Origin of the sequence: Klebsiella sp. EMBS2024, assembly GCF_036233805.1 — a bacterium.
Taxonomy (GTDB): Bacteria; Pseudomonadota; Gammaproteobacteria; order Enterobacterales; family Enterobacteriaceae; genus Klebsiella; species Klebsiella pneumoniae.
The window spans coordinates 3,915,833-3,927,965 of the sequence record NZ_JAZARW010000001.1 but is presented as its reverse complement, the minus strand read 5'-3'; the positions used below and the strand labels follow the sequence as shown (position 1 = coordinate 3,927,965).

The window sequence follows — 12,133 nt, the reverse complement described above, 5'->3', positions numbered from 1 at the left end:
TACCCCAACAGCTCCTCTTTCACCTGCATCGCTAAATCGAAAGAATGCAGACGCGCCTGGTGGTCGAAGATCTGGCCATTGACCATGATTTCGTCCGCCTCGGTTTCACGCAGAATCGACTCTAGCCCATGGCGGACTTTAGTTTTATCGCCGACCAGCGACATGCTCAGTGCCTGCTGTACACCATACTGCTCGGACGCTGACCACAGCTGATGCATATTTTCCACCGGCGGCGGCAACTGCCCGGTCTCGCCGCGACGCAGCTTCACAAACGCCTGTTGCATGGAGGTGAAGAGAAACTCCGCATCGCGGTTGCTGTCGGCGGCGATGATATTGATACACACCATCGCGTACGGTTTTTCCAGCCGCGCCGAAGGTTTGAAATTGCTGCGATACAGATGCAGGGCCTGGAACAACATATCCGGCGCGAAGTGCGAGGCGAAGGCAAACGGCAGGCCGAGCTGCGCCGCCAGTTGCGCGCTATAGAGGCTTGAGCCCAGCAGCCATACTGGAATGCGCTCCCCGTAGCCGGGAACCGGGCGCACGTGCGGGTTCGGATCGCGGGCGTCAAACCAGTCCACCAGTTCCGCTACATCGCGCGGGAAATTATCGACATCGCCGCTCATATGGCGACGCAGGGCGCGCATGGTCGGCTGATCGCTGCCCGGCGCGCGGCCAAGGCCGAGGTCGATCCGCCCGGGGTAAAGGGTGTTCAGGGTGCCGAACTGCTCAGCTATCACCAGTGGAGAGTGGTTAGGCAGCATCACGCCGCCGGACCCGAGATGCAGGGTAGTGGTGTTGGCGGCGAGATAGCCAATCAGCACCGAGGTCGCTGCGCTGGCAATGCCGACCATATTATGGTGCTCCGCCAGCCAGTAGCGATGATAGCCGCGCGATTCGGCCAGCCGGGCGAGATCCAGAGAGTGGGTAAAGGCTTCTTTGGCAGAAGATCCTTGCGGGATCGGCGCCAGATCGAGCACCGAGAATGGAACAGATTTGTCAGTCATAAAGGCTCACTTTGCTACAGCATCGTCATCAGATTGAAGGTCTTCTTCCAGCCTGGCGCATCCTGGACGCGCCAGCCAGAAAAGCTGCATCTTTAATAATGCATTAAAATCTGAGCACTGTTGTTAACAAAGTGAGCGGTTTATCAGGCCTGAAGCACCAGTCCTGGCAATCGTTTCCAGTAGCCGTTGCAATCGCTATTGCTGGTGAGATCCAGCGGCGCAGCGCCGTTTTCGTTGGCGCGGAAGGCCTCGAGCATGGCGAAGGTCTCGTTGCCCATCGGCGACAGGCGCACCATATCCACCAGGCCGTGCATGGAGGTCAGCTCATTGCCCAGGTTATAGACGTAGCCGCTCATGGTCTGAATACCATTGAGCACGAACACCTGCTGGTTCTCCTGCGACAGCATGCTGCGCCCGGTAGGGTACTTGATGCAGCAGGTTTCGCACTCGTCCTTTGGCCGGTCTTCCGAGCGGGCGGTAAAGCAGCGCGCGGAATAAGCCAGCGGCAGATGGCCGTAGCTCAGCACTTCGACTTCAAACTGGTTGCGGATACCCAGCTCTTCGCACTGGGTCAGTAAATTAGCCAGCCAGTCGCGGGAGAGTTCCACCGGCATGCACCAGCGCACCATGCCCTGTTTCCGCAGCAGGCGCAGGGTAACGGCGTTGTAGCAGTTCAGCGCATGCCCGGCGACGAACGGTAGCTTGCGTTCGGCGCAGAGATTTACCACGCCCAAATCACTGGCCTCAATCAGAAATTCGCCGTTATCGACATAGCGCTTCAGCTCGCCCAGTTCAGAAGAGGCCTGCACCAGCGCGAGAGTGGAGAGCACCACCTGCTTGCCGCTAGCGGCCAGCGTTTTCGCCATTTCGATCCAGTCGCCAACTTTGGTGGCGCGGCGTTTGCTGCATACCGCTTCGCCGAGATAAATGGTGTCGGCGCTGCAGTTTGCGGCCTGCTGGTAAAAATCTTCCAGCGTCTCTTTTGGCCAGTAGTACAGCACCGGCCCTAATGAATATTTCATGTTTCTCACTGCCATTTACGGTGATAAGCGCCAAGGGTAGTTTGTGTCCCCTCGGACATGGCGCCCAGGGTCTCCATCCAGGCGGACTGCGGTACGAAATTCTGCGGATCGGCTTTGCAGCGATCGATCGCCTGGCGCCAGACTTTCGCCACCTGGGTCACGTAAGCCGGGCTGCGCTGACGGCCTTCGATTTTCACCGAGGCGATATTGGCGGCCATCAATTCCGGCAACAGTTCTAGGGTGTTGAGGCTGGTGGGCTCCTCCAGCGCGTGATAGCGCTCGCCATCAACCAGGTAGCGGCCTTTGCACAGCGTCGGATAACCGGCATTTTCGCCATCCTGATAACGGTCAATCAGCACTTCGTTGAGACGCGATTCCAGCCCCTGCGGCGTTTGCTGCCAGCGTACGAAGCGGGCAGGCGAACAGGCGCCGACGGTGTTGGGCGATTCGCCGGTCAGGTAGGAAGAGAGATAGCAGCGGCCTTCCGCCATGATGCACAGGCTGCCGAAGGCGAAGACTTCCAGCGGCACCGGCGTAGCGCGGGCCAACTGTTTCACCTGATGAATAGACAACACGCGCGGCAGTACGACGCGCGCGACGTCGAAGTTGCGATGATAGAAGCGAATGGCCTCTTCATTGGTGGCGGAAGCCTGCACCGAAACGTGACGCTCAATGTGTGGGTAACGCTCCGCAGCGTACTCCAGCATGGCGATATCGGCAAGAATGAGCGCATCGGCGCCTAGTTGAGCGGCCATATCCACTGCTCGCTGCCAGCGGGCGTAGCCGTCGGGATGAGCGAAGGTATTGATGGCGATATGCAGCTTACGACGGTGCTGATGCACAAAGCTGACGGCTTCCTGCAGTTTCTTTTCGGTGAAATTAAGGCCGGCAAAGTGGCGGGCGTTGGTATCATCTTTCAGCCCGATATAGACGGCATCGGCGCCGTTTTCGATGGCCGCCTTAAGCGCCGGAAGGTTACCGGCTGGGCAGAGCAGCTCCATAATTTTTCCTGAAAAATGCGGCCCGTCAGGGACGCTGAATGGTTAACGAGCAGGGATTTTAGTTAACCTTCTGGTGACAATTTTTGATTTGAGGCAGTTAAAAGTGTATTGGCGGCGCCAATAACTGGCGGCCGTCATCGCGTTTTTGTTGATTTACGCCGCTATGTTGTTTATGTGATATGGCACAATAGCGGAACTATTGCATTCATGGAGTAAAGCTTGTGTTGGATAAACTGCGTTCCCGGCTGGTCCACTTTGGCCCGTCTTTAATGAGCGTGCCGGTTAAGCTGGCGCCTTTTGCCCTCAAGCGCCAGGTGCTGGAGCAAGTGCTGAGCTGGCAGTTTCGCCAGGCGCTGGCGGAGGGGGAGCTGGAGTTTCTTGAGGGGCGTTGGTTAAGTATTCATGTGCGTGACATCGGTCTGCTGTGGTATACCTCGGTAGTCGATGGTCGACTGGTGGTCAGCCAGCAGGCCGACGCCGACGTCAGCTTCAGCGCCGACGCCAGCGATCTGTTAATGATCGCCGCGCGCAAGCAGGATCCGGATACGCTATTCTTCCAGCGTCGTCTGGTCATTGAAGGCGATACGGAGCTGGGGCTGTATGTAAAAAATTTGATGGACGCCATTGAGCTCGAGCAGATGCCAAAAGCGCTGCGCGTGATGTTGCTGCAACTGGCGGATTTTGTCGAAGCTGGACTGAAGAGCCCGCAGAAACCTGAACAGACATCGGTAGGTGAGGCATGCTGATTCGAGTGGAGATTGGGATTGATGCACCGGGAATCGACGCGCTGCTGCGTCGTACCTTCGGCCGCGATGCCGAAGCGCAGCTGGTGCACGATCTGCGTGAAGATGGACTGATCACGCTGGGGGTAGTGGCGACGGATGATGAAGGCCAGGTGATCGGCTACGTTGCCTTCAGCCCGGTGGCGGTGGAAGGTGAGGAGCTGCAGTGGGTCGGCCTGGCGCCGCTGGCGGTAGATGAACGCTACCGCGGACAGGGCATTGGCCGGCAGCTGGTTTATGAAGGGCTGGACTCGCTGAATGAGTTTGGCTACGCCGCGGTGGTGACGCTGGGCGACCCGGATTTATACCGTCGCTTCGGCTTTGAACCGGCCGCGCGCTTCGATCTCCGCTGCCGCTGGCCGGACAGCGCCGAGGCGTTCCAGGTTCACCGTCTGGCGGATGACGCCCTCGACGGCGTCCATGGCCAGGTAGAATACAGCGAGCACTTTAATCGTCTTTAAGCCTTGCCAGCAGGGTTTCGAAGGCATCCTCTCCGGCAACGAGGCGCTCTTTTTCGCGCTTCGTTAGCTGCTTGACGCGATATTCCAGTCGCAATGCAAGTGAGTGTTCACCAACTTCGTGGCTAAAGGCCAGCTGCAGGTCGCCTTTGCCGCGCAACGCCTTTGCACCTTTTCCCGCCTGATGCTGGCGAAAGCGGCGTGGCACGTCGGTGGTGATGCCGGTATAAAGGCGATTATCCGCGGTTCGAATGAGATACAGAAACCAGCACACGGTCACAAAGTCACTATGGTAAGGTGTGTGCACCATAGCATAATGGAGAAGAAAGATGGATACGCTTGCCGCCATTGGTCGCTGGCTGAGTAAACAGCACGTCGTCACCTGGTGCGTCTCCCGTGAAGACGAGCTGTGGTGCGCGAATGCCTTTTACGTCTATGACCCGGATACCGTGGCCTTTTATCTGCTCAGCGAGGAGCACACCCGCCATGGCCAGATGACCGGACAGAGGGCGAAGGTGGCCGGCACGGTTAACGGCCAGCCAAAAACGGTGGCCCTGATCCGCGGCGTGCAGTTCAAAGGCGAGATCCGTCGTCTGAGCGGTGACGAAGAGGCGCGAATGCGCCAGCGCTACGTCAAGCGCTTCCCGGTGGCCCGCATGCTGTCGGCGCCGGTATGGGAGATTCGTCCGGACGAAATCAAATTTACCGACAACACGCTGGGTTTCGGGAAAAAATTACACTGGCGGCGTGATGCCGGCGCCGAGCAGGCGTAGCGCTTCGCGATTGAAGGCCGGTAGATCGTCCGGCGTTCTGCTGGTGACCAGCTGTTCGTTATCGACCACCACCTCCTGGTCGTAAAACTCGCCCCCGGCGTTTTTCACATCCACCACAATCGGTTTCACCGCCGTGAGCTTACGTCCGCGGATCACATCGGCGCTGATCAGCAGCTGCGGGCCGTGGCAGATGGCAAACACCGGCTTACCGCCGTTGACAAAATCGCGGGTAAAGGTGACGAAGCGTTCATCACCACGCAGCTGGTCGGGAGAGTAGCCCCCGGGCAGCAATAAGGCATCAAATTCACCCGGTGTGACGTCATCGATGGCTCTGTCGATGGCGACCTCGGCTTCTCCCTGCTTACCCTTCACCGTTTTGCCAGCCTGCTTTTCGATCGTGATGACCTGATGCCCGGCGAGCTTAAAGGCTTCGGCGGGAGAGGTAAATTCAGAATCTTCAAAGTCGTCGGTAATGAGGACGGCTATCTTTTTACTCATGCTTCCTCCACTGTCTGGATGGTCAATGAGGTAATTCCATGATGATGGTGGATACTTACCTTGTAAGGTATTAAGCCTGGAACATGAGCCTGAAAGTGCAAGGCGGAGAATTCTGTAAAGGAGAACCAATGAGTCAGGTATTATTAACCGGCGCGACCGGGTTAGTTGGCGGTCACTTACTCCGGCTGCTGCAGAATGAGCCCCGTATAAGCACCATCGCCGCGCCGACGCGTCGCCCGCTGGCGCCAGCGGAAGGTGTCTTTAATCCTCACGATCCCCAGCTGACCGATGCCCTGGCGCAGGTGGTTGACCCGGTGGATATCGTCTTCTGTTGCCTGGGAACGACGCGCCGGGAGGCCGGGAGCAAAGAGGCCTTCGTCCATGCTGACTACACGCTGGTGGTTGATACCGCGCTGACCGGCAAACGACTGGGTGCGCAACATATGCTGGTGGTTAGCGCGATGGGCGCCAACGCCCACTCGCCGTTTTTCTACAATCGGGTGAAGGGAGAAATGGAGGCGGCGCTGATTGAGCAAGACTGGCCGCGGCTGACCATCGCCAGGCCGTCGATGCTGTCAGGCGAGCGGGAAAAAAAGCGGGCCAATGAGACCTTCCTCGCACCATTGTTCCGGCTCTTGCCGGGGAACTGGAAATCCATTGCGGCCCGCGATGTGGCGATCGCCCTGCTGGCGGAGGCGCTGTCGCCCACCCACGAAGGGGTGCGAATTCTGTCATCATCGGAACTACGGGAGCGCGCCGCGCGGCAGGCTGAATAGCGGTTTGCAAACGCAGGCTTCCGGCGTAGTATTCACGGCTTCAATTCATATCCACATTTCTTGCTGGGGAATGCTATGGCTGGTCAGTCTTCATCTCAGGCGGCGTCACCATTTCAATGGTGGAAACCCGCGCTTTTCTTTCTCGTCGTGATTGTTGGTCTGTGGTACGTCAAATGGCAGCCGTACTACGGGAAAGCCTTCACCGCTGCGGAAACCCACAGTATCGGTAAATCCATTCTCGCCCAGGCCGACGCTAACCCGCTGATGGCGGCGTGGGACTATGCGATGGTTTACTTCCTTGCCGTCTGGAAAGCGGCGGTGCTCGGCGTGCTGCTCGGGTCATTGATTCAGGTTCTCATTCCGCGCGACTGGCTGCTACGCACCCTGGGACAATCGCGGTTTCAGGGCACGCTGCTGGGAGCGATTTTCTCGCTGCCCGGCATGATGTGCACCTGCTGCGCCGCGCCGGTCACGGCCGGGATGCGCAAACAGCAGGTGTCGATGGGCGGGGCGCTGGCGTTCTGGATGGGGAACCCGCTGCTCAATCCGGCGACGCTGGTGTTTATGGGTTTTGTTCTGGGCTGGCAGTTTGCGCTGGTTCGCCTGGTGGCGGGTCTGGCGACAGTATTAACTGTGGCGACGCTGGTGCAGAAATGGGTGAAAGAGGCGGCGACGCAGTCGGTAGCGGTGCCTGCTGCACCGTCGGAAGCGACTCAGGGCGGCTTCTTTAGCCGCTGGCTTCAGGCGCTGTGGACGCTGTTCTGGAACACGATCCCGGTTTATATCCTCGCGGTGCTGGTGCTGGGAGCGGCGCGCGTCTGGCTGTTCCCGCACGCCGATGGCGTGGTGGATAATACGTTGTTCTGGGTTATCGCGATGGCGATCGCCGGCTGCCTGTTTGTGATCCCTACCGCGGCGGAAATTCCGATTGTGCAGACAATGATGCTGGCGGGTATGGGGACGGCGCCCGCGCTGGCGCTGCTCATCACACTGCCGGCAGTGAGCGTGCCGTCGCTGATTATGCTGCGTAAAGCCTTCCCGGCCAAAGCGCTGTGGCTGACGGGCGGACTGGTGGCGCTGTGCGGGGCGATTGTCGGTGCGCTGGCGCTGGTGTAGTTTGCCGTAAACGTACGCATAGCCGGATTGGATGCCGGGTGGCGGCTACGCCTTACCCGGCACACAACGTACAGGGGGCGGTAGCCCGGCTAAGCGCAGCGCCAGCCGGGAAACTGCAGCTTTATTTAATGTAGGTAAAGGCGGTGGTCACCCGGGATACGCCGCTTACCCGGCTGGNAATATCCGCCGCCGCCCGGCCTTCGCGGTCGGTCACCAGCCCCATCAGGAAGACTTCGCTGTTTTCCGTGGTTACTTTCACGTTCGAGGATTTGACCTGATCGGTGCTCAGGAGCTGCGAACGCACCTTGGTGGTAATCCAGGTATCAGACGAGGCGGTGCCTAAACCAATCGGCTGGCCCTGGCGCACTTCATTAAACACTTCCGTGGTCCCTTCCACGCCCATGGCGATTTGCTTGGCGCGCGCGGAGAGGTCCGGCGTCGGCGACTGGCCGGTCAGCAGAACTTTGCCCTGATAAGCGGTGACGTTGATACGGGCCTGTTTCTTAATCTGTTCATCTTTCGACAAGGCGCTATTGACGCGCAGTTCCAGGGTACTGTCATCGACCTGGGTTCCCACCGTACGCGGGTCCGTTGCGGCTTTGGTGCCGACTGCTGCCGTTCCGACTACCGCGGCGGCAACGCAGCCCTGCAGCAGTAGTGCAGAAAGCAGGATGGCGAGGGGCGAGAGAGCCTTCATGTGTTCTCCTTAATCGTCCTGGTGTGGAAAAAGAGTGTTATCTATCAAATCGCACAGACAGTTGACGGTCAGCATGTGCATCTCCTGGATACGCGCGCTGCGATGGGAGGGGATGCGGATTTCGACATCCTGTTGACCTAACAGGCCCGCCAGCTCACCGCCGTCATAGCCGGTTAACGCGACGATGGTCATGTCGCGGGTCACGGCGGCTTCCACCGCCTTGACGATGTCCCGACTGTTTCCGCGCGTAGAGATCGCCAGCAGCACATCGCCGGCGTGTCCCAGGGCGCGCACCTGCTTGGCGTAGATCTCGTCATGCAAGCGATCGTTAGCGATGGCGGTTAAGACCACATTATCGGTATTTAGTGCAATGGCAGGTAAACCAGGGCGTTCCGTTTCAAAGCGATTAATCATGCTGGCAGCAAAATGCTGTGCGTTGGCGGCGGAGGTGCCATTACCACAACAGAGGATTTTGTTGCCGTTAAGCAGGGACTGGACGAGCGTCATCGCCGCCCGGGAGATGGCGTCCGGGAGTGCTTCCGCTGCGGCAATTTGGGTTTGAATGCTTTCGGTAAAGCAGGCTTTGATTCTGTCGAGCACGGGATCCCTTACTTCTGGTATTACGCTATTCGCCAAAGGCGTTTTTTAGCCATTGGATGTCGTTTCCGGTGAAGGCTACCACATCGAAACGGCAATCCACAGTCTCAAAGCTCCCATTCTGTCGGCAGAGCCACAAACGGGCGGCTTTAAGCAGTCGTTGTTGTTTTTGCGGAGTGACGCTGGCTGCCGCATCACCGTACCGGGCGCTACGGCGGTAGCGCACTTCGATAAAAACGGTGACCGTGCCGTCGCGCATGATAAGGTCAATTTCGCCGCCACGCTCGCGGGCATTGGCGGCGATAAAACGCAGGCCCTGGCCTTCCAGCCAGCGGCGAGCCTGGTTTTCCCAGGCATCGCCGGTCTGTTTGCTTAGCTGGCCGGAACGATTTTTCCCTGCTGGTACTTGAGCCATGACAGTTTCCTGTTAATCACGCAATCCTGGTTGGCCGTCAGATCGCCGGTATTGCCGTTCAGCTCGAAGCCAGGCGTCTGGCGCATTTGCGTGAAGTGATTTGCCAGTGACCAGGCGTCAGCGCCCATGGCATACAGACGTGCCAGCGAGTAGTCATTACGCACCGCGGACAGCGCCTGCTGCATTAGCGACGGATTGCTGCCGGCCAGCATTGGGATCTCACTATACTGCAAGCCTTCAATCTCCAGACGGAAATCCGGCCCCGCGGTGCCCTGGGCGCTGCGCGAGCTGGCGTACAGGGTGACATTGCTCTGGCTGCCGTTGCGCATGGCGATCATCGGTTTGATATAGGCAATCTGTTCCGGGGTGGCGAGGATATAGGCCGCATCGACGCTGCCGCCGCTGCTTACCGGCATCTCATCCGCACTGCCGAGGATGCTGTTCTGCGCTGATGGCAGGGTGGAGACCGGGGTGCCGCTCAGCGCAATGCCCCCGCCGCCGTTCACGCCGGCGCGCAGCTCGGCCGTGGATCCAAAACGCTGCTGCAGGACGCTGGCGCCGCCCAGCTTCAGCCACTCGTCGGCAAAAGCGCTAACCACACGATCGCCCAGCGCGCCGCGCGGAACCAGCAGCAGCGGGGTCTGTTTCCCCTGTTGGTGGATATGTCGGGCGGCGTCACGCGCTTCGTCTTCCGGAGAAAGCGCGAAATAGCAGAGGTTAGCGCGGCTTTCGACTTTTTCCGGCTGGTTGAGGGCCAGCACATTGAGCGGCGTGTTGCTCTTGATAACCTCTTCAACGTTTTCTTTCAGCAACGGCCCAACCACCAGGGTGGCGCCATCCTGCTGCGCCTGGGCGAGCAGCTGGCTTATCGGCTGGCTGGTGGTGTCGTAAATTTTCAGTTCCGCAGAAGGGTTAGCGGCGGTTGCGACCACGGGCTGCGGCTGTGCGGCCGGCGCGGTAACCGGCTGGGTGGCCGGGGAAGCGGTAGTCTGCGGCGTGGCGGATGTTGCCGGCGCCTGGGCTGCCGGTTCCGCAGCAGGCGCTGCCTGGTCCTGCGTCGGGGCCTGAACCGGATCAGCGCGGCTTCCGGCGGCGGTAAGATCGCTGATTTCTGCCTGCGACGGACTCACCACATCATCATTACCGGAGACATTCGCCGCCTGGGCGACCTGGGCGGGAACCGCGCTGCCCGTCACCGACGGCGCGCCGTTTTTAGCGGCTTCAAAGCCCTGCTGGATAGTGCGGCCGAAGATCGACGCCTGACCGTTCAGCGGCAGAAAAAGCGCAATCTTGTTGATGGACGCAGGCTTATAGTTTTGCATATTCACAAGCGCCGTCGGCAGCATTTTAGCGCCCGGGTTTTGCGGATAGCGCGTCTGCCAGTCTTTAACGCCCGCTTTCAGTAGCGTCGGATCGTTGCGGTTGTCAAACCACATCCGCTGCAGATCCAGCCAGCCCTGGAGGATATTTTCATCGGCGTTGATCACCAGCGCATTGGCCTGGTCCTGGGGCATCGAGGTGAGCGCTTGCCAGGTCGCATCAATATTTTTCTGACGCTGTTTGGCGTCACTCAGCAGCGGCTGCTGGGCGATTAAGGCGCGCAGCAGGGTCAGCGATGGTTTGCCCTGGCTGGCATCGATTTGCGCCTGCCAGTAGCGCGCCTGCTGAGGCTGCTCAAGGTTTGTCGGATCGATCTTAGCCAGCAGATTACGGGCGGCCTGATAATCGTTCTGCGCCAGCTTCACTTCCACCGCCAGCAGCGACTGTTCACGGGCCTGAGTGCTGTTCAGGTTCGCCGGCAGCTGGTTAAACAGGTCGATAGCCTGCTGCTTCTTCCCTTCCTGCAGTAGTGCACGAATGGCGAGTAATTGCCAGTTGGTCTTGCTATCATTCGTGCTTTGCTGCATCTGCTGTAAGTAGAAACTGGAGTTGGCCTGCGACGTACCCTGCATAAACGCCGCGCTTTGATCCTGCGTGTGGGTGCCGCAGCCAGCAAAAATAAGAGTCGCCAGCAATACGGGCAGGCAGCGCGCGGGCTTAGAACGAAGAAATGTTGACGGTACCATAAGTGTCCAGTGATATTTTTTTGGCTCAATGCTCAATATTAAATCGGCAATACGGACGAGACAATGAAACAACACGAATCAGCGGATAATTCTCAGGGGCAGCTCTATATTGTGCCCACTCCGATAGGAAATCTGTCTGATATCACGCAGCGTGCACTGGAAGTGCTGCAAGCCGTTGATTTAATTGCAGCGGAAGATACCCGTCATACCGGTTTGCTGCTGCAACATTTTGCGATAAACGCCCGTTTGTTTGCGCTTCACGACCATAATGAGCAGCAAAAGGCGGAAACCCTGCTTGCCAAACTGAAAGAAGGGCAAAACATCGCGCTGGTTTCCGATGCCGGCACGCCGCTGATTAACGATCCTGGTTACCATCTGGTGCGCACCTGCCGCGAAGCGAATATTCGCGTGGTACCGCTGCCGGGCCCCTGTGCGGCTATCGCCGCCCTGAGCGCCGCCGGCCTGCCTTCCGACCGTTTCTGTTATGAAGGCTTCCTGCCGGCGAAATCGAAAGGCCGCCGCGATACCCTGAAAGCGCTGGAAGAAGAGCCGCGCACCCTTATTTTCTATGAGTCGACCCACCGTCTGGTGGAGAGTCTGGAGGATATCTGCGCGGTACTGGGAGAATCCCGCTATGTGGTGCTGGCTCGTGAGCTGACCAAAACCTGGGAGTCGATCCATGGCGCGCCGATTGGTGAGCTGGTGGCGTGGGTGAAGGAAGATGAAAACCGTCGCAAAGGCGAGATGGTGCTGATCGTCGAAGGTTTCAAGGCTCAGGAAGAGGCGCTGCCGGCGGCCGCGCTGCGTACTCTGGCGCTGCTGCAGGCGGAGCTGCCGCTGAAGAAAGCCGCCGCGCTGGCCGCGGAAATCCACGGCGTGAAGAAAAACGCGTTGTATAAGTACGCCCTGGAGCAGCAGGGGGAGT

15 protein-coding genes are annotated in these 12,133 nt (G+C 59.0%); 6 read left to right on the top strand and 9 right to left on the bottom strand.

Going from position 1 to position 12,133, the window contains the following annotated elements:
- The 3 genes from VZP09_RS17865 to ubiU form a co-directional block, all read right to left on the bottom strand.
- Positions 1-1,007 (bottom strand): luciferase-like monooxygenase (locus VZP09_RS17865; RefSeq protein WP_002918234.1); only part of this gene is annotated, 1,007 nt, incomplete at its 3' end.
- 143 nt (positions 1,008-1,150) lie between these two features.
- Positions 1,151-2,029 (bottom strand): U32 family peptidase, encoded by an 879-nt coding sequence (locus VZP09_RS17860; protein WP_002918233.1) that lies wholly within the window; start codon positions 2,027-2,029, stop codon positions 1,151-1,153.
- Positions 2,030-2,034: 5 nt separating this feature from the next.
- A complete protein-coding gene (gene ubiU / locus VZP09_RS17855) occupies positions 2,035-3,030 on the bottom strand; it encodes a ubiquinone anaerobic biosynthesis protein UbiU (protein WP_002918232.1) in 996 nt (331 codons plus the stop codon).
- Between the two features lie 221 nt (positions 3,031-3,251).
- Here ubiU and ubiT point away from each other — a divergent pair, with 221 nt between their 5' ends.
- Both ubiT and VZP09_RS17845 read left to right on the top strand, forming a co-directional pair.
- Positions 3,252-3,776, top strand: a complete 525-nt coding sequence (gene ubiT / locus VZP09_RS17850; RefSeq protein ID WP_002918231.1) for a ubiquinone anaerobic biosynthesis accessory factor UbiT — start codon at positions 3,252-3,254, stop codon at positions 3,774-3,776.
- Positions 3,770-4,273, top strand: a complete 504-nt coding sequence (locus VZP09_RS17845) for a GNAT family N-acetyltransferase (RefSeq protein ID WP_002918229.1) — start codon at positions 3,770-3,772, stop codon at positions 4,271-4,273. The genes ubiT and VZP09_RS17845 overlap by 7 nt, the downstream gene beginning before the upstream one ends.
- Here the strand turns inward: VZP09_RS17845 and VZP09_RS17840 are convergent.
- On the bottom strand, positions 4,260-4,550 hold the full coding sequence (locus VZP09_RS17840; RefSeq protein ID WP_002918226.1) for a GIY-YIG nuclease family protein: 291 nt from the start codon (positions 4,548-4,550) through the stop codon (positions 4,260-4,262). The genes VZP09_RS17845 and VZP09_RS17840 overlap by 14 nt on opposite strands.
- A gap of 49 nt (positions 4,551-4,599) precedes the next feature.
- Between VZP09_RS17840 and VZP09_RS17835 the strand changes: the two genes are divergently transcribed.
- Positions 4,600-5,043 (top strand): YhbP family protein, encoded by a 444-nt coding sequence (locus VZP09_RS17835; protein WP_002918223.1) that lies wholly within the window; start codon positions 4,600-4,602, stop codon positions 5,041-5,043.
- On the opposite strand, the gene VZP09_RS17830 is transcribed toward VZP09_RS17835, so the two are convergent.
- Positions 5,005-5,541 (bottom strand): type 1 glutamine amidotransferase domain-containing protein, encoded by a 537-nt coding sequence (locus VZP09_RS17830; protein ID WP_002918221.1) that lies wholly within the window; start codon positions 5,539-5,541, stop codon positions 5,005-5,007. The genes VZP09_RS17835 and VZP09_RS17830 overlap by 39 nt on opposite strands.
- Positions 5,542-5,669: 128 nt before the next feature.
- Here VZP09_RS17830 and VZP09_RS17825 point away from each other — a divergent pair, with 128 nt between their 5' ends.
- Both VZP09_RS17825 and VZP09_RS17820 read left to right on the top strand, forming a co-directional pair.
- A complete protein-coding gene (locus VZP09_RS17825; protein ID WP_004181410.1) occupies positions 5,670-6,317 on the top strand; it encodes an NAD(P)H-binding protein in 648 nt (215 codons plus the stop codon).
- 75 nt (positions 6,318-6,392) lie between these two features.
- Positions 6,393-7,433, top strand: coding sequence for a permease (locus tag VZP09_RS17820; RefSeq protein WP_032415614.1), 1,041 nt, complete (start codon positions 6,393-6,395; stop codon positions 7,431-7,433).
- 121 nt (positions 7,434-7,554) lie between these two features.
- Here the strand turns inward: VZP09_RS17820 and dolP are convergent, their stop codons facing one another.
- From dolP to VZP09_RS17800, 4 genes are read right to left on the bottom strand one after another with little or no spacing between them, the layout of a single operon-like run.
- Positions 7,555-8,130, bottom strand: a complete 576-nt coding sequence (gene dolP, locus VZP09_RS17815) for a division/outer membrane stress-associated lipid-binding lipoprotein (RefSeq protein ID WP_328795315.1) — start codon at positions 8,128-8,130, stop codon at positions 7,555-7,557.
- Between the two features lie 9 nt (positions 8,131-8,139).
- Complete coding sequence (diaA, locus tag VZP09_RS17810) at positions 8,140-8,730, bottom strand: DnaA initiator-associating protein DiaA (RefSeq protein WP_002918211.1); 591 nt, start codon at positions 8,728-8,730, stop codon at positions 8,140-8,142.
- Positions 8,731-8,755: 25 nt separating this feature from the next.
- Positions 8,756-9,142, bottom strand: coding sequence for a YraN family protein (locus VZP09_RS17805; RefSeq protein WP_002918206.1), 387 nt, complete (start codon positions 9,140-9,142; stop codon positions 8,756-8,758).
- Positions 9,100-11,208, bottom strand: a complete 2,109-nt coding sequence (locus VZP09_RS17800; RefSeq protein ID WP_328795314.1) for a penicillin-binding protein activator — start codon at positions 11,206-11,208, stop codon at positions 9,100-9,102. The genes VZP09_RS17805 and VZP09_RS17800 overlap by 43 nt, the downstream gene beginning before the upstream one ends.
- Positions 11,209-11,271: 63 nt before the next feature.
- Here VZP09_RS17800 and rsmI point away from each other — a divergent pair.
- A partial coding sequence (gene rsmI, locus VZP09_RS17795; protein WP_004144878.1) for a 16S rRNA (cytidine(1402)-2'-O)-methyltransferase occupies positions 11,272-12,133 on the top strand: 862 nt, incomplete at its 3' end.